At 63.5% G+C, this 22,564-nt stretch carries 18 protein-coding genes and 1 tRNA gene; 15 read left to right on the top strand and 4 right to left on the bottom strand.

Annotation, left to right across the window (positions count from 1 at the left end; translation table 11 throughout):
• Together cmk and aroA are read right to left on the bottom strand one after the other, a co-directional pair.
• Positions 1-631: (d)CMP kinase (cmk, locus tag EOB36_RS20840; RefSeq protein ID WP_128285595.1), on the bottom strand; the 631-nt coding region annotated here is incomplete at its 3' end.
• Positions 632-757: 126 nt separating this feature from the next.
• Complete coding sequence (gene aroA / locus EOB36_RS20835; protein ID WP_095484342.1) at positions 758-2,116, bottom strand: 3-phosphoshikimate 1-carboxyvinyltransferase; 1,359 nt, start codon at positions 2,114-2,116, stop codon at positions 758-760.
• A 194-nt stretch (positions 2,117-2,310) separates the two neighbouring features.
• Here aroA and EOB36_RS20830 point away from each other — a divergent pair, with 194 nt between their 5' ends.
• From EOB36_RS20830 to EOB36_RS20765, 13 genes are all read left to right on the top strand, one after another.
• The gene (locus EOB36_RS20830; protein WP_095485047.1) at positions 2,311-2,700 is read left to right on the top strand and encodes a TIGR02300 family protein; all 390 of its coding nucleotides are present in this window, start codon (positions 2,311-2,313) and stop codon (positions 2,698-2,700) included.
• Between the two features lie 172 nt (positions 2,701-2,872).
• Positions 2,873-2,948 (top strand) — tRNA-Ala (locus EOB36_RS20825).
• Between the two features lie 725 nt (positions 2,949-3,673).
• Positions 3,674-4,273, top strand: coding sequence for an ANTAR domain-containing response regulator (locus EOB36_RS20815; protein WP_095484340.1), 600 nt, complete (start codon positions 3,674-3,676; stop codon positions 4,271-4,273).
• A 2-nt stretch (positions 4,274-4,275) separates the two neighbouring features.
• Complete coding sequence (locus EOB36_RS20810) at positions 4,276-5,514, top strand: CmpA/NrtA family ABC transporter substrate-binding protein (protein WP_164547054.1); 1,239 nt, start codon at positions 4,276-4,278, stop codon at positions 5,512-5,514.
• A gap of 359 nt (positions 5,515-5,873) precedes the next feature.
• Positions 5,874-7,190, top strand: coding sequence for a CmpA/NrtA family ABC transporter substrate-binding protein (locus EOB36_RS20805; RefSeq protein WP_095484337.1), 1,317 nt, complete (start codon positions 5,874-5,876; stop codon positions 7,188-7,190).
• A gap of 66 nt (positions 7,191-7,256) precedes the next feature.
• On the top strand, positions 7,257-8,153 hold the full coding sequence (gene ntrB / locus EOB36_RS20800; protein WP_095484336.1) for a nitrate ABC transporter permease: 897 nt from the start codon (positions 7,257-7,259) through the stop codon (positions 8,151-8,153).
• A gap of 10 nt (positions 8,154-8,163) precedes the next feature.
• Positions 8,164-8,961, top strand: coding sequence for an ABC transporter ATP-binding protein (locus EOB36_RS20795; RefSeq protein WP_095484335.1), 798 nt, complete (start codon positions 8,164-8,166; stop codon positions 8,959-8,961).
• Positions 8,962-9,358: 397 nt separating this feature from the next.
• Positions 9,359-9,550 carry a hypothetical protein gene (locus tag EOB36_RS20790; protein WP_095484334.1) on the top strand — a complete coding sequence of 64 codons (192 nt, stop codon included), beginning with the start codon at positions 9,359-9,361 and terminating at the stop codon, positions 9,548-9,550.
• Positions 9,551-9,605: 55 nt separating this feature from the next.
• The gene (locus tag EOB36_RS20785) at positions 9,606-10,907 is read left to right on the top strand and encodes a nitrate/nitrite transporter (protein ID WP_095484332.1); all 1,302 of its coding nucleotides are present in this window, start codon (positions 9,606-9,608) and stop codon (positions 10,905-10,907) included.
• 19 nt (positions 10,908-10,926) lie between these two features.
• On the top strand, positions 10,927-13,377 hold the full coding sequence (gene nirB / locus EOB36_RS20780) for a nitrite reductase large subunit NirB (RefSeq protein ID WP_127206172.1): 2,451 nt from the start codon (positions 10,927-10,929) through the stop codon (positions 13,375-13,377).
• A 5-nt stretch (positions 13,378-13,382) separates the two neighbouring features.
• Positions 13,383-13,712 carry a nitrite reductase small subunit NirD gene (gene nirD, locus EOB36_RS20775; protein ID WP_095485045.1) on the top strand — a complete coding sequence of 110 codons (330 nt, stop codon included), beginning with the start codon at positions 13,383-13,385 and terminating at the stop codon, positions 13,710-13,712.
• A 2-nt stretch (positions 13,713-13,714) separates the two neighbouring features.
• Positions 13,715-16,552 (top strand): nitrate reductase, encoded by a 2,838-nt coding sequence (locus tag EOB36_RS20770; protein WP_128242339.1) that lies wholly within the window; start codon positions 13,715-13,717, stop codon positions 16,550-16,552.
• Between the two features lie 103 nt (positions 16,553-16,655).
• Positions 16,656-17,141, top strand: a complete 486-nt coding sequence (locus EOB36_RS20765) for a hypothetical protein (RefSeq protein ID WP_095484329.1) — start codon at positions 16,656-16,658, stop codon at positions 17,139-17,141.
• A 29-nt stretch (positions 17,142-17,170) separates the two neighbouring features.
• Here EOB36_RS20765 and EOB36_RS20760 read toward each other — a convergent pair whose 3' ends face one another.
• On the bottom strand, positions 17,171-18,202 hold the full coding sequence (locus EOB36_RS20760; protein ID WP_128242340.1) for a hydroxyacid dehydrogenase: 1,032 nt from the start codon (positions 18,200-18,202) through the stop codon (positions 17,171-17,173).
• Between the two features lie 275 nt (positions 18,203-18,477).
• Between EOB36_RS20760 and EOB36_RS20755 the strand changes: the two genes are divergently transcribed.
• Together EOB36_RS20755 and EOB36_RS20750 are read left to right on the top strand one after the other, a co-directional pair.
• Positions 18,478-19,914 (top strand): aldehyde dehydrogenase family protein, encoded by a 1,437-nt coding sequence (locus EOB36_RS20755; protein WP_206637190.1) that lies wholly within the window; start codon positions 18,478-18,480, stop codon positions 19,912-19,914.
• Positions 19,915-20,023: 109 nt separating this feature from the next.
• Positions 20,024-21,034 (top strand): hypothetical protein, encoded by a 1,011-nt coding sequence (locus EOB36_RS20750; RefSeq protein ID WP_206637189.1) that lies wholly within the window; start codon positions 20,024-20,026, stop codon positions 21,032-21,034.
• Here EOB36_RS20750 and EOB36_RS20745 read toward each other — a convergent pair.
• A complete protein-coding gene (locus EOB36_RS20745) occupies positions 20,985-22,559 on the bottom strand; it encodes a glycosyltransferase (RefSeq protein WP_095484326.1) in 1,575 nt (524 codons plus the stop codon). The genes EOB36_RS20750 and EOB36_RS20745 overlap by 50 nt on opposite strands.
• Between the last annotated feature and the right edge of the window lie 5 nt (positions 22,560-22,564).

Below are 22,564 nucleotides of genomic sequence, written 5' to 3'. Positions count from 1 at the left end.
CCAGAACGTCGTCGATGATCGCCTTGGTCGTAAGAAACGCGGCTTCTATAGCCATTTCCGACGTGTCGAGCAAGTGCGCATCGGCGGCCGGCTTCAGCGGCGAGTCGGCGCGGCCCATGTCGCGCTCGTCGCGGCGCAGGATATCGGCCAGGATCTCGTCAAAATTGGCGGTGCCGCCGATGCTCTCGATCTCGGCCAGCCGTCGCTGTGCCCGCACCTCGGCGCTCGCCGTCACATAGAGTTTTATGTCGGCGTCGGGGCAGACCACCGTGCCGATGTCGCGGCCGTCGAGCACCGCGCCGGGCGGCGCCTTGGCGAATTCACGCTGCTTTTCGACCAGTATGCGCCGCACCGACGGGAACACAGCGACTTTCGAGGCCGCCTCGCCGACCGCATGCGCCGACAGCACCGACCGGTCGAGCTTTGCCAGATCGACCTGGCGGGCAGCGGTTTCGGCGGCCGAGACATTGTCGAGCGGCAGGCCGAGCCGAAGCAGCGCATGCGCCACCGCGCGATAGGTGAGGCCGGTGTCGAGCAGGTTCAGCCGGTAGTGGTCGGCCAGGCGGCGGGCCAGCGTGCCTTTGCCGGCGCCGGCGGGTCCGTCGATGGCGATGGTGAAGGGGGGGCTCATTCGCCGCCCACCGTAACCGAAAAGCACAATGATCCAGATAGGCGTGGCGATCCTTCGCGCCCCCCTCTGTCCTGCCGACGTTCCAGTTTGGCCCCAACCTCCAAGGCTATTGGTTGCCATCAACTGTCACTCAATCTCCGCGCCCAGCCTCTTCATCAGCCCCATGAACTCCGGAAAGCTGGTCGCGATCATCGCCTGGTCGTCGATGGTGACAGGCTTTTCCGTTGCCAGTCCCATGATCAAAAAGCTCATGGCGATGCGGTGGTCGAGATGGGTCTGGACGACGGTGTTGTGCCCATTGGGGTGTTGGCCGAGCCCTTTGCCGCCGGGTTTTCCACGTACGGCAAGCGTCGCCTCGCCCTCCGTGCAGTCGACGCCGTTGAGCTTCAGCCCTTCGGCGACGGCCGACAGCCGGTCGGATTCCTTCACCCGCAGTTCTTCCAGCCCCAGCATCAGGGTCTCGCCCTCGGCGAAGCTCGCCGCAACCGCAAGCACCGGATATTCGTCGATCATCGTCGGCGCCCGTTCGGGTGGCACGGTGACGCCCTTCAGCTCGGAATAGCGCACGCGCAGATCGGCGACATCTTCGCCGCCTTCGTTGCGCGGGTCGAGAATGTCGATCCGGGCGCCCATTTCCTGCAGCGTCAACAGAAGCCCGGTGCGGGTCGGGTTCATAAGCACGTTTTCGATTGTAATGTCCGAGCCCGGCACGATCAGCGCCGCCACCAGCGGGAAGCCGGCCGAGGACGGGTCGCCCGGCACCGCGATCGTCTGTCCCGTGAGCTTGCCCTGGCCTTCGATGAAGATGTGGCGCACGCCGCGCTCATCGGTCTCGACCGACAGATTGGCGCCGAATCCCTTCAGCATCTTCTCGGTGTGGTCGCGCGTCATCACCGGCTCGATGACGGTGGTGACGCCGGGCGTGTTCAGCCCGGCGAGCAGCACCGCCGACTTCACCTGCGCCGAGGCCATCGGCACGCGGTAGGTGATGGGCGCTGCGTGCTTGGGCCCGTGCAGCGTGATCGGCATGCGGTCGCCGGGCGTCGCCTTCAGCACCTGCACGCCCATCTGGCGCAGCGGCTCGAGCACACGGCCCATCGGCCGGCCGGACAGCGAGGCGTCGCCGATGAAGGTCGTTTCCATGTCGTAGGTGCCGACCAGGCCCATGGTGAGGCGCGAGCCGGTGCCGGCATTGCCGAAATCGAGCGGACCTTCCGGCTGCAGCAGCGCGCCGTTGCCGGTGCCGCGGATCACCCACTCAGTGCCGTGCTTCTCGATATGCGCGCCCATCGCCTTCATCGCCGCGCCGGTGCGCATGACATCTTCGCCTTCCAGCAGGCCGGTGATGCGGGTCTCGCCGGAGGCGAGGCCGCCGAACATGAACGAGCGGTGCGAGATCGACTTGTCGCCGGGCACTCGCGCCGTGCCTGAAAGCGCTGACGATTTGCGAGCGGTGGCCGGTTTCGGGGCGGCAGTGTGCGACATGGGGTTTTCCCTGGATCAAACGCCGGCAGCCGGCCTTTTCTTTTGGTTTGGGCGGTCTCGTATCACGGCGGACCGAAATGGTCATCCCCTTGCAACAGGTCTCTCAACACCGGGATTTATGACGTTGGCTTTAGGCTTTGACAGCGCCGTAAACTCTGGTTATGGGGACCAAACTTTCATCGACGAGGCTTGCTGTGGCAAAACCCGAACTTGGCACCAAACGCATCGACCCCGAGACGGGTCAAAAATTCTACGACCTGAACAAGGATCCGGTCGTCTCGCCCTATACCGGCAAGAGCTATCCACGTTCCTATTTCGAGGAAGGCAAGGTCGCCCCCATCGAGGAGGAAGAGGAAGTTGCCGAGAAGGAAGCGGACGCCGAGGAGGAAGAGGGTGTCGAGGTCGTCTCCCTCGAAGAGGCGGACGAGGATGCGAAAGCCGACGATCTGCCCGATCTCGGCGATGACGAGGACGATGTGGATCTCGGCGATGACGACGACGATACTTTCCTCGCCGACGAAGAGGAAGAAGACGACGATGTCGCCGACATGATCGGCGTCGGCGACGACGACGACGAAGTCTGATCCGGCCTCTGACGCGAGCGCCCGCCGACTTTCGCGGCGTCTTAAGAAAAAGCCGCTCTTGAAGGCTTGATATTGACGGAAGGCGGGGTTAGAAGCCGCCTGCACTAACGGCGCGGTCTCAACCCGCGCCGGATCTCTTCGCCGGCAACGGCGCCGGTTGACTGCCGGAAGTGGGGCCATAGCTCAGTTGGGAGAGCGCTTGAATGGCATTCAAGAGGTCGTCGGTTCGATTCCGATTGGCTCCACCAGTCTTCTCCTACGGAAATCAGTCTCTTTAGGCCTGCCTATCACTGGCAGGCCTCACAAAACCGGTCGGTCCTCCTGTTTGCTGGATTTCTGCTAGCCGACACCTTGCGGTGACATCCGCCGCAGGATTCCTAGCGGTCGCCTGAAGCGAAAACCCCGGCAACCACCGGGGTTTTCAGCACACTATTTGCTAATAATACCAATCCCAGACCCAAACCCGCCTGCGACGGCACCGGACGCGCCGATAGCCATTCCGCCAGTAGCGACGGCAGACCCTTCTCCAAGCGCGCCGCCTGCGCCGCCGCCTGCGGTGCCACCGCCGATGGCGGACCGGCTCTGCTTGAGTATCTTCGTCCTCGAAGGTTTCTATATCCGGCGCGTCGAGTTCATCGAGAATGCCGCTTCTGGCGTCCGGTACACCGGCTATCGCGTCGATAGGCCGAACTGCGCTCACAAGGGCTGCTGCCCCAGCAAGGCCAAACATTCCTGTCAAAAATGATCGCCGATCCATGGAAACCTCCAATCTTCTAGGCAGCGAGACAAGGTTCGCAATTGGAAGATAGCGCAGTGGATACAAAAACCAAAGTCAGCCCTATTAATGGTATTTAAAGAAGCTTAACGGGTCGGCTCCGCGAACATATGGCGGTCCCTCTGAATTCGAAGAGATGACTGCGTCAATTATTGCCGTGCCGCATTGCACAATCGCGCGGCGTGCGCAAAATACGGCATGATCCGAAAATCCCTCACCGTCCTGGTGATCGATGAAAACCACATCCGCGCCTCCATTATCGAGGCGGGATTGCGGGAAGCCGGGCATGAGCAGGTCACGGTCGTTCACGATGTTGCGGGAATAGCGCGGCGCATTGCCGAGATCGAGCCGGATGTAATCGTCATCGATCTCGAAAATCCGAACCGCGACATGCTTGAAAACATGTTCCAGCTTTCGCGCGTGGTGAAGCGGCCGATCGCCATGTTCGTCGACCGGTCGGATCAGGCTTCGATCGAGGCTGCGGTGGAGGCGGGGGTCTCCGCCTATGTCGTCGACGGGCTGCGCCAGGAGCGCGTCAAGCCGATCCTCGACATGGCGATCAGCCGCTTCAACGCCTTCTCTCGGATGGCGCGCGAGCTCGAAGAAGCCCGCAGTGAATTGGAGGACCGCAAGGTCATCGACCGCGCCAAGGGCATCCTGATGAGGTCGCGCGGCCTGTCGGAGGACGCAGCCTATGCGCTTCTGCGTAAGACCGCGATGAACCAGAACCGCAAAATCAGCGAAATCGCGCAGAGTCTGGTGACGGCCGCAGGCCTTCTGGATCCCGGAGAGAGTTGAGCATGGCGGCCGAACACCAGATCAATGCCGGTTTCATACCGCTGTTCGACAGCGCGGTTCTTGTTGCAGCGAGCGAGATCGGCTTTGCCGCGCGCGAAGGCGTCGATCTGACGCTCAGCCGCGAGACATCCTGGGCCAACATCCGCGACCGCATCGCGATCGGGCATTTCGATCTGGCGCATATGCTGGGACCGATGCCGATCGCCTGCAATCTGGGGCTCACCCCGCTCGCCTCCGACACGATCGTGCCGTTCTCGCTGGGACTGGGCGGCAACTGCGTGACGGTTTCGAACACGCTCTGGGCGGGCATGGTCGCGCACGGCGCCTTGCCCGACCTCGATCCGGCGCGAGCCGGCAAGGCCTTGGGAGCGCTGATCCGTGAGCGGGCAGATGCCGGTCGCGACCCGCTGCGCTTTGCGGTCGTGCATCCACACTCGGGACACAATTACGAACTGCGCTACTGGCTCGCAGCCTGCGGCATCGATCCGTCGCGCGAAATAGAAATCGTCATCGTGCCGCCGCCCTTCATGGCCGACGCGCTCGCCGCCGGCAGGATCGACGGCTACTGCGTCGGCGAACCCTGGAACAGCGCCTCGGTCGTCGCCGGCACCGGCCATATCGTCACCATCAAGGCGCTGCTGTGGCGCAACAGCCCGGAAAAGGTGGTCGGCGTGCGCAAGGCGTGGGCGGAGCAGAATCCGGATGCGCTGGCGGCGCTGCTGCGCGCGCTGCATCATTCGGCCCGCTGGTGCCAGAATCCGGCAAACCGCGGCGAGCTGGCCGCCCTCATGGCGCAGCCTTCCGTTCTTGGTCTTTCGCCGGCGCTGCAGATGCCGATCCTGACCGGACATGTCGCGCTGGGCGGTGGCGCGGAACTGACCGTTGAGGACTTCTTTCTTCCTTTCGGCAAGGCAGCGAATTTTCCATGGAAGAGCCACGCGCTGTGGTTCTATACGCAGATGGTGCGCTGGGGGCATGTCGCGCACACGCCGGAAAACCTCGCTATTGCCCGCGACTGCTACCGCCCCGATCTTTACCGGTCGGCGCTGAAGCCGCTCGGCGTCGCACTTCCCGGCGCCAATTCTAAGGTCGAGGGCGCGCTGGCGTCTGCCACACCCGTCGGCTCCGCCGGCGCTAGTCTGGTGCTCGGCCCCGATGGTTTCTTCGATGGCCAGATATTCGATCCCGACGAGATCGACGCCTACATTGCCGGGCAGAAATTGGCGCGCGCCGAAGCCTGATCATTTTCGCGCCATTCTTGTGCATTGCACAAAAATTATGCGTGCAACGGCGCTAATGAACAATCTTTGGCTTGCTCGCCCAGCGGGCCAGCGCGCCGACGGTTGTGGCATACCATTGATCTCATTGATGTTTGTCATCCATTCCGAAACTGGCACGGTTCCTGCTTTGCAATAGGCAGACTCTTCTCGGGGTCACGGAACAGGCGTCCAATGGCGGGCGCTACAGGCAAAGCTGCCGCTCAGGTCAACACGCGATCCCGGATGGACGGACGCGCGCGGCCTGGCCGGCGGCTTTTTTGTTTTGACCGAACACGCAATCGACGGCGCTGATCCCAAGCAGTGCCCAACGGGAGACGACGATGACGAAACGCATCAAGACTGAAGCCCCTTTCGAGGGCATGACCCGCCGCAATTTTCTGATGGCAAGTGCTGCCACCGCGGCAACGCTGGCGGCGGCGCGCGCGCTGCTGCCGTCTGGCGCCTATGCGGCGACGGCAGCTCCGGAAGTCACCGGCGCCAAGCTCGGCTTTATCGCGCTGACCGATGCAGCGCCGCTGATGATCGCCAAGGAGAAGGGCCTGTTCGAAAAATTCGGCATGCCCGATGTCGAGGTGCTCAAGCAGGCCTCCTGGGGCGCGACGCGTGACAATCTGATGCTCGGCGGCGAAGCCAACGGCATCGACGGCGCCCATATCCTGACGCCGATGCCTTACCTGATGCACACCGGCAAGGTGACGCAGAACAACCAGCCGATGCCGATGGCGCTCGTGGCGCGGCTGAACTACGACTGCCAGGCCATTTCCGTCGCCCAGGAGTATGCCGGCACCGGCGTCGGCCTCGACGCGTCCAAACTGAAGGACGCCTTCGCGGCCAAGAAGGCCGAAGGCAAGGAGGTGAAGGCCGCCATGACCTTCCCGGGCGGCACCCATGATCTCTGGTTGCGCTACTGGCTGGCCGCCGGCGGCATCGATCCCGACAAGGACGTCTCGACTATCGTTGTGCCGCCGCCGCAGATGGTCGCCAACATGAAGGTCGGCAACATGGACGTGTTCTGCGTCGGCGAGCCATGGAACGAGCAGCTCGTCCACCAGGGCGTCGGCTTCACCGCGGCCACAACCGGCGAGCTCTGGAAGGGCCATCCGGAAAAGGCGCTCGGCTTGCGCGCCGCCTTCATCGACAAGAACCCGAATGCCACCAAGGCGATCCTGATGGCCGTCATGGAAGCCCAGCAATGGTGCGAAGCCTTGGAAAACAAGGACGAGATGGCGGCCATCATCGGCAAGCGACAATGGATGAACGTGCCGACCGCCGATATCATCGGGCGCCTCAAGGGCGACATCAACTACGGCAATGGCCGCGTTGCCACCGGCACCGACCTCTACATGAAGTTCTGGAAGGGTGGCGTGTCCTACCCTTTCAAGAGCCACGACAGCTGGTTCCTCGCCGAGAACATCCGCTGGGGCAAATTCGCGGCGACCACCGACATCAAGGCACTGGTCGATCAGGTCAACCGCGAAGATCTGTGGCGCGAGGCGGCCAAGGACCTCGGCGTCGCGGCGGCCGATATCCCGGCGTCTTCGTCGCGCGGCGTGGAGACCTTCTTCGACGGCAAGATCTTCGATCCGGCCAACCCGTCCGCCTATCTCGACAGCCTCAAGATCAAGGCATCGGCCTGACGTCGACGACAAGCGGCGCCGTTGGCGCCGCCTGTCACTCCACGTGCTCAAGGAGCTTTTTGCGAAATGTCTATCCAAACCATCGAGGACAGCAAGGTGAAGGCGTTCCCCACGCCTGCCAAGCCCGCAGAGGTCATAGCTTTCACCGCCAAGATGAGGCGCCGCTTCGATCCCGCCGCGATCGCCGGCAAACTGGCGAGTACGCTGGTGCCGCCGGCAGTCGTTATCGCCGTCATGCTGGTCATCTGGCAGATCGCCTGCTCGTCGCCCAATGCCAGCTTGCCGCCACCGAGCCAGGTGTGGAACGAGGCCTACGATCTGATCGCCCATCCGTTCTTCGACTATGGTCCGCAGGATATCGGACTGGCCTGGCGAGTGCTGATCTCGCTGCAGCGCGTCGCCATCGGCTTCGGCCTGGCTGCAATCGTCGGCGTCGCGCTCGGCGCTCTAGTCGGCCAGTCGATCTGGGCGATGCGTGGCCTCGACCCTGTGTTCCAGATTCTGCGCACCGTGCCGCCGCTCGCTTGGCTGCCGCTGTCGCTGGCTGCCTTCCGCGATTCCAGCCCGTCGGCGATCTTCGTCATCTTCATCACCTCGATCTGGCCGGTGATCATCAACACCGCCGTCGGCGTCCGCAACATTCCAGAGGATTACCGCAACGTCTCCCGAATCCTCAGGCTCAACCAGCTCGAATTCTTCGTGAAGATCATGGTGCCGGCCGCGGCACCTTACATCTTCACCGGCCTGCGCATCGGCATCGGCCTGTCCTGGCTTGCCATCGTCGCGGCCGAAATGCTGACAGGCGGCGTCGGTATCGGCTTCTTCATCTGGGATGCCTGGAATTCGTCGCGGCTGCCCGACATCATCGTCGCGCTCGCCTATATCGGCGTCACCGGTTTTTGCCTCGACCGCCTGGTCGCGGCGGTCGGCGCCTTCGTCACCCGCGGCACAACGGCAAAGTGAGGAGAGAGCGATGACGGCCTACCTGAAACTCGACCATATCGACAAATCCTTCGCCCGCGGTGGCCAGGTCAGCGAGGTGCTGAAGGACATTCGGCTGACCATAGACAAGGGCGAATTCGTCTCGATCATCGGCCATTCCGGCTGCGGCAAGTCGACCTTGCTCAACCTGATCGCCGGGTTGACGAGAGTGTCCGCCGGCGCGGTCCTGCTCGAAGACAAGGAGGTCGACAGCCCCGGTCCCGAGCGCGCCGTGGTGTTCCAGAACCACAGCCTGCTGCCGTGGCTCACCGTCTACGAAAACATCAACCTGGCGGTGTCGAAGGTGTTCGGCAGCACCAGGACCCGGGCCGAGCGGCATGACTGGATCATGCGCAATCTCGACCTCGTGCAGATGGCGCATGCCAGGGACAAGCGTCCGGCTGAGATTTCGGGCGGCATGAAGCAGCGCGTCGGCATCGCCCGCGCGCTGGCCATGGAGCCGAAGATCCTGCTGCTCGATGAGCCGTTCGGCGCGCTCGACGCGCTGACACGCGCCCATCTGCAGGACGCAGTGATGGATATCCATTCCCGGCTTGGCTCGACGACGATCATGATCACCCATGACGTCGACGAGGCAGTGCTGTTGTCCGACCGCATTGTCATGATGACCAACGGCCCGGCGGCAACCATCGGCGAGGTGCTTCCCGTGCCGCTCGCCCGGCCGCGCCGGCGCATCGAGCTTTCCTCCGACCGGACCTTCCTGCGCTGCCGCGAGGCGGTGCTGAAGTTCCTCTACGAACGCCACCGCTTCGTCGAAGCCGCGGAATAAGGCCATGACCGAAAAACGCGTCATCATCGACAATTGGCAATCTGCATCGGCAATGGGCATTCTATCGCATTGCACAAATATTATGCTGCTGCGCAAGGCATTCTGACTAATCTTTGATCCGATGCTGGGCTTGGTCAAAAATCGCTCGGCTGCGATTCACATTGATTTCATTCGGTAATCTAGAGCGCTGTCGAATTGGCACGCTTCCTGCTTTTTAGAATGTAGGTCCGCAAGGGCCAAGTGACACGGCGTCCAATGGCGGGCGCCACAGGCAAAGCTGCCGCTCAGGTCATACGCGATCCCGGATGGACGGACGCGCGAAGACCTGGCCGGCGGCTTTTTTGTTTTTACGCGATCGACGGCGCTGGTCCCAAGCGGCGCCCAACCGGAGACGACGATGACGAAACGGATCGGAACTGGCGCGTCCCTCGCGGACTTCACGCGCCGCGATTTTCTGGCCAGCAGCGCGCTGACGGCGGCGCTGTTCACCGCCGCGCTCCTGCTGTTTCCCGTCGGCGCCAAGACGGAAAGCAAAGACCCGACCGTGGCGAACCCGGTCTCGTTGCACGCGCCGATGCCGCGCCGCTGATCATTCACCCACAAACATCCGCGGTGCCTCCCACGCCGCAAACCGGAGCCAGACATTGACTGCAAATCTCCCAGCCGCGCCCAGCCAGGACAGTGCTCCCCAGCAGGCGCTTGTGATGTCCACCATCGCCTTCACCGTCTGCTTCGCGGTGTGGACGATCTTTTCAATCATCGGCGTGCGTATAAAGCAGGACCTTGGGTTGAACGAGACGGAGTTCGGCCTGCTGGTCGGCACGCCGATCCTCACCGGTTCGCTCGTGCGCATGGTGCTCGGTGTCTGGACCGACCGTTTTGGCGGACGGCTGGTATACACCGCGACCATGCTTGCGGCGGCGGTCGCTACCTTCCTGCTCGCTTTTGCTCACACCTACGGACAGATGCTGGTCGCCGCGCTAGGCGTTGGGCTCGCCGGCGGTTCCTTCGCCGTCGGTGTCGCCTATGTCTCGCGTTTCTTTCCGGCCGGCAGGCAGGGCACGGCGCTTGGCATTTTCGGTGTCGGCAATGTCGGCGCCGCAGTCACCAAGTTCCTGGCACCGTTCGTGCTTCTCTCCTGGGGCTGGCAGTCGGTCGCGCTAATCTGGGCGGCAGCACTCGTCGTCATGGCCGCCGTCTTCTGGTTTACGACCGGCGACGATCCGGTCATCCGCGAGCGCCGTGCCTGCAAGGCAGCGCCCGCGAGAAGCTTCTTGCAGGAATTCGCGCCGCTCAAGAATCTGCAGGTCTGGCGCTTCGCCTTCTATTATTTCTTCGCCTTCGGTGCATTCGTCGCGCTGTCGCTGTGGCTGCCCCGCTACCTGATCGGCGTCTACGGCTTCGGGCTTGCGACCGCCGGCATGATCGGCGCGGCCTATTCAATTCCGGCAAGTATTTTCCGCGCCTATGGTGGCGTGCTTTCCGACCGGATCGGCGCCCGCACCGTGCTCTACTGGACCTTCGCTGTCAGTGCCGGCGCGACTCTCGTTCTGTCTCTCCCCTCGGCAGACTACGTCGTGCATGGCATCAGCGGGCCGATCGCCTTCCATTTCGAGATCGGCCCGCTCACCTTCATAGCCGTTGCCTGCGTGCTCGGCTTCTTCATGAGCCTCGGCAAGGCCGCCGTCTACAAGCACATCCCGGCTTACTACCCGCAGAGTGTCGGCGCGGTCGGCGGCGTTGTCGGCATGATTGGCGGGCTCGGCGGCTTTATCCTGCCAATCGCCTTCGGCGCGCTCAACGACCTCACCGGCGTCTGGTCGAGCTGCTTCATGCTGCTCTTCGTCATCGTCGCCACCTGCTTTGCCTGGATGCATTTTTCCATCCGGCGGATGGAGCGCACGGCGTCTGCCGAAGCTTCAGGCCTTTCCTACGCGGCTGAGTGAGACCGGAGTGGATCAGGATATGACCGAAAAACTCGTCATCATCGGCAACGGCATGGCCCCCGGGCGCATGCTGGAGCATCTCCTGGAAAAGGCGCCTGGGCGCTACCAGGTCACCATCTTCAACGCCGAGCCGCGCGTGAACTACGACCGCATCATGCTGTCGCCGGTTCTGTCGGGCGAAAAGGCCTATGAGGAGATCATCATCCATGGCGACGGCTGGTACATCAAGCACGGCATCACCCTCTACAAGGGCCACAAGATCGTCGCCATCGACCGGCAGGCAAAGACAGTCACCTCCGATCATGGCGTGACCGAGCCCTACGACAAGCTGGTCATCGCCACCGGCTCGGTGCCGTTCATCATCCCGGTGCCGGGCCACGATCTGCCGGGCGTGCTCACCTATCGCGATCTGGACGACGTCCGGGCGATGATGCTTGCCGCCCAGTCGCGGGCCAAGGCTGTGGTCATTGGCGGCGGCCTGCTCGGGCTGGAGGCCGCGGCCGGCCTCAACGCGCAAGGCATGGACGTCACCGTGCTGCACGTCATGCCGACGCTGATGGAGCGCCAGCTCGATCCCGCCGCCGGCTATCTCCTGCAATGCGCGGTTGAAGAACGCGGCATCAAGGTCATCACCAAGGCCAACACCCAGGCGATCACGGGCAACGGCAAGGTCGAGCAGGTGGAACTTGCCGACGGAACCATCATCCCGGCGACGCTGGTGGTCATGGCGGTCGGCATCCGGCCGAACGCCGCAATCGCCAAGGAAGCAGGCATCGCCGTCAATCGCGGCATCGTCGTCGATGCCGGCATGCGCAGCAACGATCCCGACATCTATGCGCTCGGTGAGTGCGCCGAGGTCAGTGGCCAGGTCTATGGGCTGGTGGCGCCGCTTTACGAAATGGCGCGCGTCGCGGCCAGCCAGCTTGCCGGCGACGAGAAGGCGGCCTTCGTCCATTCGGACACGCCGACCAAGCTCAAGGTCACCGGCATCGAGCTGTTCTCGCTCGGCGATTTCGCCGAGGGCGACGACCGCCAGGAAATCGTGCTGCGCGATGCTTCGGCCGGTGTCTACAAGCGGCTGGTGCTTAGGGATGACCGCATCATCGGCACCGTGCTCTATGGCGAGACGGCCGACGGCGCCTGGTTCAACGACCTCAAGAAGAAGCAGACCGACATATCGGAAATGCGTGACACGCTTATCTTCGGCCAGTCATACCAAGGAGGCGCCTCCCTGGACCCTATGGCGGCCGTTGCAGCCTTGCCGGATGATGCGGAAATCTGCGGCTGCAACGGCGTTTGCAAGGGAAAGATCACCGGCGCGATCACGGCCAAGGGCCTGACCTCGCTCGACGACGTGCGTGCCCACACCAAGGCGTCCGCTTCCTGCGGCTCCTGTACCGGGCTGGTCGAAAAGTTGATGGTGCTGACCATCGGCGACAAGTACAATCCGGCGGCTGTGCAGCCGATGTGCGGCTGCACCACGCTCGGCCACGACGAGGTCCGCCGCCTGATCAAGGCCAAGGGCCTGAAAACCATCCCCGCCGTCATGCAGGAGCTGGAATGGACCACTTCCTGCGGCTGCGCCAAATGCCGGCCGGCGCTCAACTACTATCTGGTCTGCGACTGGCCGGACGAGTATGCCGACGACTACCAGTCGCGCTTCATCAACGAGCGCGTCCACGCCAACATCCAGAAGGACGGCACCTATTCGGTGGTGCCGCGCATGTGGGGCGGCGTCACCAATGCCGCCGAACTGCGCGCCATCGCCGACGTCGTCGACAAGTTCGAGATCCCGATGGTCAAGGTCACCGGCGGACAGCGCATCGACATGCTCGGCATCCGCAAGGAAGACCTGCCCGCGGTGTGGGCCGATCTCGGCCAGGCTGGCTTCGTCTCCGGCCACGCCTATGCCAAAGGGTTGCGCACGGTGAAGACCTGCGTTGGTTCGGACTGGTGCCGCTTCGGCACGCAGGATTCGACGGGGTTCGGTGTCCGCATCGAGAAATTCATGTGGGGCTCGTGGACGCCCGCCAAGGTCAAGATGGCGGTCTCGGGCTGCCCGAGGAACTGCGCGGAAGCAACCTGCAAGGATGTCGGCGTGATCTGCGTCGATTCAGGCTACGAGATCCATTTCGCCGGTGCCGCCGGCCTCGACATCAAGGGCACAGAGGTGCTCGGCCTGGTCAAGACCGAGGACGAGGCGCTGGAGCATATCGTGGCGCTGACGCAGATGTATCGCGAGCAGGGCCGCTATCTCGAGCGCATCTACAAATGGGCCAAGCGCATCGGCATCGCCGAGATCAAGCGCCAGATCATGGACGATGGCGAGAAGCGCAAGGCCTATTTCGACCGCTTCGTCTTTTCGCAGAAATTCGCGCAGGTCGATCCCTGGTCGGAACGCGTCTCCGGCAAGGACAAGCACGAGTTCCGGCCGATGGCTTCGGTCGGCTTCGCGCAGGCGGCGGAGTGATCATGATGAACTGGATATCAATCGGCTCGATATCAGACATTCCGCGCCGCGGCGCGCGCTGCGTCGCCACGCCTCAAGGTAAGATCGCGGTCTTCCGCACGGCAGAGGACCAGGTCTTCGCCATCGAAGATCATTGCCCGCACAAGGGCGGGCCGCTCAGCCAAGGCATCGTCCATGGCGCGGCGGTGACCTGTCCCTTGCACAATTGGGTGATTTCGCTAGAGACCGGCAAGGCGCTCGGCGCCGACGAAGGTGCGGTGCGCACCATTCCGGTGCGGATCGACGGCGAGCGTCTGTTCATTGCGCTAGAAGCGCTGGCCAGTCGCGCGGCCTGAGCATGAAGATCGACGAAGCGCGCGAGGTGAGGACCACCTGCCCCTATTGCGGGGTGGGCTGCGGCGTGCTGGCGAAGGTCGCTGCGGACGGTGAGGTGACCGTCCGCGGCGACCCCGACCATCCGGCCAATTTCGGCCGGCTTTGTTCCAAGGGCTCGGCGCTGGCCGAGACGATCGACCTCGACGGCAGGCTGCTCTATCCGGAGATCCACGGTCGCCGCACCGGTTGGGACGAAGCGCTCGACCTCGTCGCGTCGACCTTCTCGCACACCATTGCCGAGCACGGCCCCGATTCGGTCGCCTTCTACGTTTCCGGCCAGTTGTTGACCGAAGACTATTATGTCGCCAACAAGCTGATGAAAGGCTTCATCGGCTCGGCCAATATCGATACCAATTCGCGCCTGTGCATGGCCTCATCGGTTGCCGGCCACCGCCGCGCCTTCGGCTCCGACATGGTGCCGGGCAGTTATGAGGATCTGGAACTTGCCGACCTCATCGTGCTGGTCGGCTCCAATCTCGCCTGGTGCCATCCGGTGCTCTACCAGCGCATCGCCGCCGCCCGTGAAAAACGGCCCGAGATGAAAGTGGTGCTGATCGACCCGCGCCGCACCATGACATCGGATCTCGCCGACATGCATCTGGCGATCGCGCCGGATGGCGATGTCGCGCTGTTCACAGGGCTGCTCGCCTATCTCGGCCAGCATAACGCGCTCGACCGCACCTATATCACGGCGCACACGACCGGCTTCGGGCAAGCCCTTTTCGCCGCCTCGGCGCTCGACCTTGCCGGTATCGCCGCTGCCACGGGCTTGAGCGAGGACGAGCTTGGCCGCTTCTACAGCCTGTTTGCCGCGACTGACAAGACGGTGACCGTCTACAGCCAGGGCGTGAACCAGTCGTCCTCGGGCACCGACAAGGTCAACGCCATTATCAACTGTCATCTCGCCACCGGCCGCATCGGCAAGCCCGGCGCCGGGCCGTTTTCGGTGACCGGTCAGCCCAACGCCATGGGCGGTCGCGAGGTTGGCGGCATGGCCAACATGCTGGCTGCCCATATGGAGATCGAAAACCCCGAACATCGCGACCGCGTGCAGCGCTTCTGGGACGCGCCGACTGTGGCCGAAAAACCCGGCTTGAAGGCGGTCGAGATGTTTCAGGCTGTGGCCGACGGGCGCATCAAGGCGCTGTGGATCATGGCGACCAACCCCGTCGATTCGATGCCGGATGCCGATGCCGTCGAGGCGGCGATCAAGGCTTGCCCGTTTGTCGTGGTGTCGGATGTGCTGGCCAAGACCGACACGGTCCGCCACGCCCATGTCCGCCTGCCCGCCGCAGCATGGGGCGAGAAGGACGGCACCGTCACCAATTCTGAGCGCCGCATCTCGCGCCAGCGCGCCTTTTTGGCCACGCCCGGCCAGGCAAGAGCCGACTGGTGGATCGTCGCCGAAGTGGCCAAGCGGATGGGTTTTGGCGAAGCGTTTTCGCATGCGTCGCCAGGGGAGATTTTTGCTGAGCACGCCGCGCTGTCGGCATTCGAGAATGACGGCGCGCGCGATTTCGATATAGGCGCGTACGCCGGGACCGATGGAGAAGACTACGACGCGCTGGTGCCTTTCCAATGGCCAGCGCCGAGCCCAGGCACCCCCCTCTGGCCTGCCGGCCATCTCCCCCTCAAGGGGGGAGATCAGCCTGCTGCTCGGCTTTCGCCAGTCTCCAAGGTTGATGAGTGGGCGCAGCCGGCAAAACCGCCAATCTCCCCCCTTGAGGGGGAGATGGCCGGCAGGCCAGAGGGGGGTGTTCAAGCTGGACGTAGCTCACCCAGCACCCGCTTCTTCGCCAATGGCGGCTACTACACACCCGACCGCAAAGCGAAGTTCATCGCCGTCCGCCCGACAGCGCAAACCCGCACCAGCCCGGAGTATCCACTAATCCTCAACACCGGCCGCGTCCGCGACCACTGGCACACCATGACGCGGACTGGCAAGAGCCAGCGCCTGTCCCAGCACATGGCCGAGCCCTTCGTCGAAATCCACCCGGCGGATGCGCAGCACTTCGGCATCGGCGATGCCGACATCGTGCGCGTCTCGACTGCGCATGGCGAGGTGCTGGTTCGCGCGCTGGTGACAGCGCGGCAGCGGCCAGGCTCGGTCTTCGTGCCGATGCACTGGACGGACCAGTTCTCAGCGCGCGCTCGCGTCGATGCGCTGGTGGCGCCCATCACCGATGCTATTTCAGGCCAGCCGGCTTCGAAGAATGTTGCTGCCCGCGCGGAACGCTTCGCTGCTGCCGCCTTCGGCTTCGCCGTGTTTGCCGAACGGCCGGCCTCGATCGACGCTGATTATTGGAGCCTCGCCCGCTGCGCCGCCGGCTGGCGCCTCGAGCTTGCGCTGGAAGCCGGCCGGGACTGGCCGGCTTTCGCAGGCTCGCTTTTCGGGACGGACGCGCAAGGCGAGACGCTCGCCTATCATGACGTCACCGGCGGGAACTATCGCTTTGCCCGCTTCGCCGGCAGCCGGCTGGCTGGCGCGCTCTATCTTGCGCCCAAGCCGGTCGCGGTGTCGCGCAGCTGGGCGGTGGAGCAGTTGAGCGCGGACCATGCCGATCGGCGCGGGCGGCTGGCGATCGTCGCCGGGCGGCCGGGCGGCAATCGCGCCGACCGGGGCGCCATCGTATGCTCCTGCTTCGGAGTTGGCGCCAATCAGATCGCGGAAGCGGTGCGCGGCGGCTGCAGCAGCGTCGAAGCGATCGGCGCCACCCTGAATGCCGGCACCAATTGCGGCTCCTGCCGCGCCGAGATCAGGACCATCATCGAGGCGCGACGCCTTCAAGCGGCGGAGTGATTGCGTCGAGGAACTCTGTCACGCCGGGCCTCGACGCTTACCAGCAATTTACAAACCATGGGCTACGAACGTCCTTATTCGATTCGTTCCGAACAGGACCCTCATGAGCAAAGCCCTCACTTCATTCGCATTGGTCGCCATATTGACGGCTTTGCTAATGGCGCTCAGCCTGGCAGTGGCCCAGCATGGCTATCCCTATGGTGCGATCGGCGCAAAACGCCTGGACGACGTCGCCGATGCCGGGACGTTTATCCCGCTTGCATCGGTCTATTTCTTCAGCGCGCTGCTGATGATGATCCTGCCGATCAGGGCCGCCAGCGTCGTCCTGACGAACGCCGCGGATGCGATCTTCTGGACAGTCGTCGTGTTGTTCGCAGCCATCATTGGCTGCCTCGCCGCCAGATGGGCTTTCGATCGAAGCAATATCCTGCCTGCGCTGCTGAACTGGCGCTTTCTGTTTGTCGCAGCAGTCGTCGGCTGCCATCTCTTCATGAACGAGCTGCGCCGCAACATCCTGCTGAGAAGTCTGTTCTTTGTCGTCTTCGCCGCAGCGACGCTGGCCTGCCTGTTCTGGTCGTTCACCATCTGAGAAACCCGTGCAGGCGTTGGCTTGACGGCTCAGTTCTTGTCGACCGGCTTCGAACGCATCCGCGACACCGTCTCGCGTTCGGCCCGCTTCGAACGCATCGGCGGCAGGCCGCGGTCGATCAGATCCATGTCTTCCAGCACCATGTCGCCCATGCGCTTGAAGGCGATGTCGAGCGCGCCGGCCCGGTGGGCGGAGCGCAGGAAGCCGGGCAGCGTGCGCACGGGATGATCCTGCGCCAGCGGCTCTTCCGGAAACACGTCGCTGGCGGCGACGATATGACCGCTGCGAACGGCCTCCATCAGCGCCGGAAAATCGACCACGCCGGCACGGCTGAGCAGGATGAAGGCGGCTCCTTTGCGCATTCTGGCAAACGCTTCAGCGCCGAGAAAACCCTGGTTTTCGCTGGTCACCGAAGCGACGACGAAAACGAAATCGCTCTCCGACAGGACCGTGTCGAGCGACGCCGGCTCGACGCCGTTCTCTATCAGGATCGACGGCGGCAGCCACGGATCGAAAACCTTGGTCCGCGTGCGAAAGCCCGACAGCAGCCGGTTGAGCGCACGGCCGAGATCGCCGAAGCCGATGATGCCGACATCCGCGCCGGAAAGAAGTCGCGCCGTCCGGTTGCCGTCTCCGCCCCACAGCTCCTTGCCCTGCCGGAAGGCGAGATCGGCATCGACGATGTCGCGAGCGAGGTTGAGCGCCATGGCAAGGCCGAGCTCGGCAACGGGTTCGGCGAACACCAGGCCGGTGGTGACGACATGGATGCCGCGCGTAAACAGCGTCTCATACGGCATGTTGATGATGAGGTTGCTTTCGACATTGAAGACGCAGCGCAGCGCCGTCATTCTTTCCAGCGTCTCCGGCGCGATCGGCGGCTGGCCGACAATGTAGCGCGCCTCGGCGAGCACGTCGGCCGGCAGGGCGGCGACGCCTTCGGGCGACGTTTCGACGATACGGTATTTGGCACGGAATCTCGCCAGTGCCTCAGGTGTGAAAATCAGGTCGAGCGTGCGTGGCTCGGGCGCGCTGATCACCAGCGGCAACGCGCTGTCGGACATGGCAGTTCCTCCCGGCGCGATCCGCGTCGCACCACATTAGAATCAAATTTTGCCGCCGCGACACCTAAGCAGGCTTGCGGGGCTTCGCCATGCTTCACCTGCATAGGTTTTTGTTTGTCGCAGGTTTTTATCGGAAAACCGTGGGACACTTTTCCGAAACCTGCTTATCACATGCCTGTCGAGGAGGAGAACTTTGTCGCCGGCGGCCTTGCGGTGTGGCGGCCGGTGGTCCAGATAGACGGCAATCGAAGGACGACAAGGAAGATAGCGACATGATCCCGATTCGTAAGAACCTCATCGATGGCGAGTGGGTAGGCGATGCCGGCTCCCGCAACATCAACCCGTCCAATCTCGACGACGTGGTCGGCGAATATGCGTCGGGGGGCGCCGAGCAGGCCCGGCAGGCCATCGCGGCGGCGAAAGCGGCATTTCCGGCATGGTCGCGATCGGGTCTGCTGGCACGCCATGCGGTGCTGAGGAAGGCGTCGGATGAGATCACCGCGCGCAAAGATGAAATAGGCCGGGCGCTGGCGCGCGAAGAAGGCAAGACGCTGGTCGAGGGCGTTGGCGAGACCGTGCGCGCCGCCCAGATCTTCGATTTCTTTGCAGGTGAGGCGCTGCGCCTGTCGGGCGAGCAGGTTCCAAGCGTGCGGCCGGGCGTCGGTGTCGAGATCACGCGGGAGGCGGTCGGCGTCGTCGGCATCATCACGCCGTGGAATTTCCCGATCGCTATCCCGGCGTGGAAGATCGCACCAGCCCTGGCCTACGGCAACACCATCGTCTTCAAGCCGGCCGAGCTGGTTCCGGAGAGCGCCTGGACCATCGTCGACATCCTGCATCGCGCCGGCCGGCCGAAGGGTGTGCTCAATCTCGTCATGGGCAAGGGTTCGGTGGTCGGCCAGGCCATGCTCGACAGCCCTGACCTCAATGCCATCACTTTTACCGGCTCGGTCGGCACCGGCAAGCGCGTCGCTGCCGCCAGCGTCGAGCACATGCGCAAGTTCCAGCTCGAAATGGGTGGCAAGAACCCGCTTGTCGTGCTCGACGATGCAGATCTTGCCGTCGCCGTCGACTGCGCGATTAATGGCGCATACTTCTCGACCGGCCAGCGCTGCACGGCATCGTCCCGCCTGGTCGTGACGGACGGCATCCATGACCGCTTCGTCGACGCGATGAAAGATCGCCTGGCCAAGCTGGTCGTCGGCGACGCTCTCGATGCGAAAACCCAGATCGGACCGGTGGTCGACCAGAGCCAGTTGAAACAGGACGAAGACTATATCGCCATCGGCCGCCAGGAAGGCGCCGATCTGGCCTTCGGCGGCGAGCGGCTCGATCGCGAAACCCGGGGCTTCTACCTGCAACCGGCGCTGTTTACGCAAGCCACCAACGCCATGCGCATTTCACGCGAGGAGATCTTCGGACCGGTCGCCAACGTCATCCGCGTCAAGGACTATGACGAGGCGCTGGCGGTGGCCAATGACACGCCGTTCGGGCTGACGTCGGGCATCTGCACGTCGAGCCTCAAGCACGCCACACATTTCAAGCGCAATTCGGAGGCCGGCATGGTGATGGTCAATCTGCCGACGGCGGGCGTCGACTTCCATGTGCCTTTCGGCGGACGCAAGGGATCGAGCTACGGTCCGCGCGAGCAAGGCCGCTATGCGGCGGAGTTCTACACTACGGTGAAGACCGCCTATACGTTCGCCGGCTAATAAAGCCGGCAGAGCGGGTGCACGGGCGAGCATGCCCGTGCCCACGTTGCAACGGCGCTGATGCCTGGGCTAATGCTTGCAGATGGGCAGGTTTCGTCGGCTAAAGCTCTTGCAAAAGGCGGTTCATTCCGCCGCGCTGCCCTTTCTTCGCGTTCCGCCGCTGTTATGGTCTAAGGGCATCGGGCAGTTTTGCGATTTTGCCGGTCCACGCTGGTATCGATACGCACCGACCGAATCGGCACAGACGGAGGCCTTCTTCCGCAAGCACTATAGCGGTGCATATGGCGTGGTCTGGCTACGCCTGAGCACCCGGGCCAGGGAATTGCGTGTCTGCGATCTCGACACTTTCGTGGAAGTGGCCCTGCCGACCATCAAGGCGCCGTTCGTGCTGGTGACAACGGATGGCGATGCGTCGGTGCCGTCAAATCTCGCGAAAAATACCGTCGATCGGCTTCTCGCCAATCCTTTCCTGGTGTCCTGGTACAGCCAGAACTGCGTCGGCGATCACCCCAAGCTCAAACCTTTCCCGATCGGCCTCGATCTTCACACCATGCGTGGCTTTACCACGCCCGGACAGCTTGCGAGGCTTCTCGAAACCATTCGCCTTCGGCAGGACGCGCCGGACCGTCGCCCGCTCAGAATATTCTGTGATCTCAACTTGAGCAGGGGTCCCAGGGAGCGACGGGATCTGGTCGATGCCCTGAAGGGGTGCCCGCATGTTGATTTTCTTGACAGGCGGCTATCGCAGCACTCGATCTGGGAGCGCTATTCACAGTACCCGCTGGTCGTTTCGATGGCTGGAAGCGGCCTCGACTGCCACAGGACGTGGGAACTGCTGTATCTAGGCTGCATCGTGGTGACCAGGACGTCGCCGCTCGATCCTCTCTATGAAGGGCTGCCCGTCATCATAGTCGACGATTGGCGGCAGGTTCGGGACCCCGAAATGATGCGACAATGGGTCAGCCAGGTCGCGCATCTGACCGATCGCGATTACGTCTGGCAAAGGCTGCGGCCGCGAGCCTATCTGGAACCGATCCGGCAGGAGCTCGAACAGCGTCGATCGGCCTTAATCACCACGGAACGTGGAGTATCTCAAGCTTGGGGAGACCGACGGGCCTGATGCCCAGATCGTTGGCGAGGGCGCCAAAGCCTTCGGTTTCGATGAGATCGCGGTAGGGAATTTCCGGGAATCGAAGACCGCCACGATGCAAGGCGGCGTCGACAAGAAGCATGGTTCCGCCGACCCCATCGAGACCGATGCTTTCGAGATGCCGAACATCGCTAAGGTGAAGGCGGCCTATGGAATAGGCAGGCGGCTGGTAAAGGCCGCCGCGTATTTCACGATAGTAGCGATAGTTCTTTTCCGGCTGGGTGGTGACGAAACTGTTGAGGTCGAAGCTGTCGCCGCCGGCGATCTTCACGCAGTTGGGAACCGCGATCCGATGCCCGCTTCCGATCAGCCGATTCACGACATCGCTTGGAAATCGCCACACATCGATGTCGATCCACAGCGCCCAATCGTCGTCCGCATCCAGCCCATGATCGATCAGGTGGTTGCGCACCTTGGCAATGGCGCCCCGTCTCTCGCGTTGCTGTCGCGGTTTCGTTCGCTTCGCCCGATCGAGGCGCGTGCCCAGACGCTTTTGCAGCAGGACGACGCCACGATAGCTGCCGGCAAGCGGCGCCACTGCCGCCTGCAATCTTTCCCAGCTTCCGTCCGAACTGTCGCCCTCGCAGAAGACCAGCTTGATCCTGTCCTTAGGGTAGTCGAGCGCCTGCAGCGCATCGAGGAACGGCTGGATATGGTCGGCGGCATCGCGCAGCGGCACCAGAATGGCGAGATTCGGGCCTGACGGCGGCGATGCCGAAAGCGCCGCCTGGCTGACGCTCGCTTTCGCCGCGGCCTCGTCCAGATGTGCGCCGCGTGTCAGATGGTGCCACAGCCGGTAGGCGTGGTTGCGGACTTTGTCGCGCCGCCGCGTTGCCGGCCGCGCCGTCCACCATGTGCCCGCCCAGTGATGGATCGACAGCGTCAGCGCTCCGCTGCCGGCTGGCATGTCCGTGCGCCCGGCCGAGTCCACCGGCGTGAACAAGGAGGAGCCGTGTATGGCGAAGGCCGCCTGGTCGCCATAGCCGAGCTGCGCGGAGGTCAGCACACAGGGGCCTGTCGCGTCGAGCGCTTCCTTGGCATGGACCAGCCCCGGCAACAGCGACAAGACCTGCAGCCAGAAGGGATGCCGGGGCGGGCTCGCCATCGTGCCGTTGAACAGCAAATAGGGCAGGCCGCGAAACTTTGCCTGGACGAGCGCGTGCGTATCCGGTTCCTTACAGAGCACGATCCGATCCTCGTTCATGATCGGATCGAAAGCGGCGACGCATTCGCAGTCGATGTCGGCGTAGACGCCGCCAAAATGGTACAGGAGCAGATAGCGTGCCGCATCGGCGCGCAGCACACCATGTGAATAGCTGCAAAAGATCGACAGGAAATCCGGATAGTGCTCGGCGATGAACTCGAGCAGCCTCCGGTCGCTCCAGAACATCGTCGTCCAGCCGGGATGGTGCCGTTTCCAGCTTTCGACATACCCCTGGAAGCGGGCAGGGACGCTGTCGGTCTTCCACGTCTGGTGCAGGATGGGCGGGATCATCGGGG

The organism is Mesorhizobium sp. M6A.T.Cr.TU.017.01.1.1 (genome assembly GCF_004023115.1).
Taxonomy (GTDB): Bacteria; Pseudomonadota; Alphaproteobacteria; order Rhizobiales; family Rhizobiaceae; genus Mesorhizobium; species Mesorhizobium mediterraneum.
Note: the sequence above shows the minus strand (reverse complement) of the source record. Positions and strands in the feature narration are given on the sequence as shown.

What these genes read in the sequence shown, in the direction of transcription:
- EOB36_RS20805 (WP_095484337.1), top strand. Translation starts at nt 5,874, where the DNA reads ATGACGAAACGCATCAAGACTGAAGCCCCTTTCGAGGGCATGACCCGC.
- EOB36_RS20815 (WP_095484340.1), top strand. Translation starts at nt 3,674, where the DNA reads ATGATCCGAAAATCCCTCACCGTCCTGGTGATCGATGAAAACCACATC.
- EOB36_RS20745 (WP_095484326.1), bottom strand. Translation starts at nt 22,559, where the DNA reads ATGATCCCGCCCATCCTGCACCAGACGTGGAAGACCGACAGCGTCCCT.
- EOB36_RS20765 (WP_095484329.1), top strand. Translation starts at nt 16,656, where the DNA reads ATGAGCAAAGCCCTCACTTCATTCGCATTGGTCGCCATATTGACGGCT.
- aroA (WP_095484342.1), bottom strand. Translation starts at nt 2,116, where the DNA reads ATGTCGCACACTGCCGCCCCGAAACCGGCCACCGCTCGCAAATCGTCA.
- EOB36_RS20790 (WP_095484334.1), top strand. Translation starts at nt 9,359, where the DNA reads ATGACGAAACGGATCGGAACTGGCGCGTCCCTCGCGGACTTCACGCGC.
- EOB36_RS20770 (WP_128242339.1), top strand. Translation starts at nt 13,715, where the DNA reads ATGAAGATCGACGAAGCGCGCGAGGTGAGGACCACCTGCCCCTATTGC.
- EOB36_RS20760 (WP_128242340.1), bottom strand. Translation starts at nt 18,202, where the DNA reads ATGTCCGACAGCGCGTTGCCGCTGGTGATCAGCGCGCCCGAGCCACGC.
- nirB (WP_127206172.1), top strand. Translation starts at nt 10,927, where the DNA reads ATGACCGAAAAACTCGTCATCATCGGCAACGGCATGGCCCCCGGGCGC.
- ntrB (WP_095484336.1), top strand. Translation starts at nt 7,257, where the DNA reads ATGTCTATCCAAACCATCGAGGACAGCAAGGTGAAGGCGTTCCCCACG.
- EOB36_RS20810 (WP_164547054.1), top strand. Translation starts at nt 4,276, where the DNA reads ATGGCGGCCGAACACCAGATCAATGCCGGTTTCATACCGCTGTTCGAC.
- EOB36_RS20795 (WP_095484335.1), top strand. Translation starts at nt 8,164, where the DNA reads ATGACGGCCTACCTGAAACTCGACCATATCGACAAATCCTTCGCCCGC.
- nirD (WP_095485045.1), top strand. Translation starts at nt 13,383, where the DNA reads ATGAACTGGATATCAATCGGCTCGATATCAGACATTCCGCGCCGCGGC.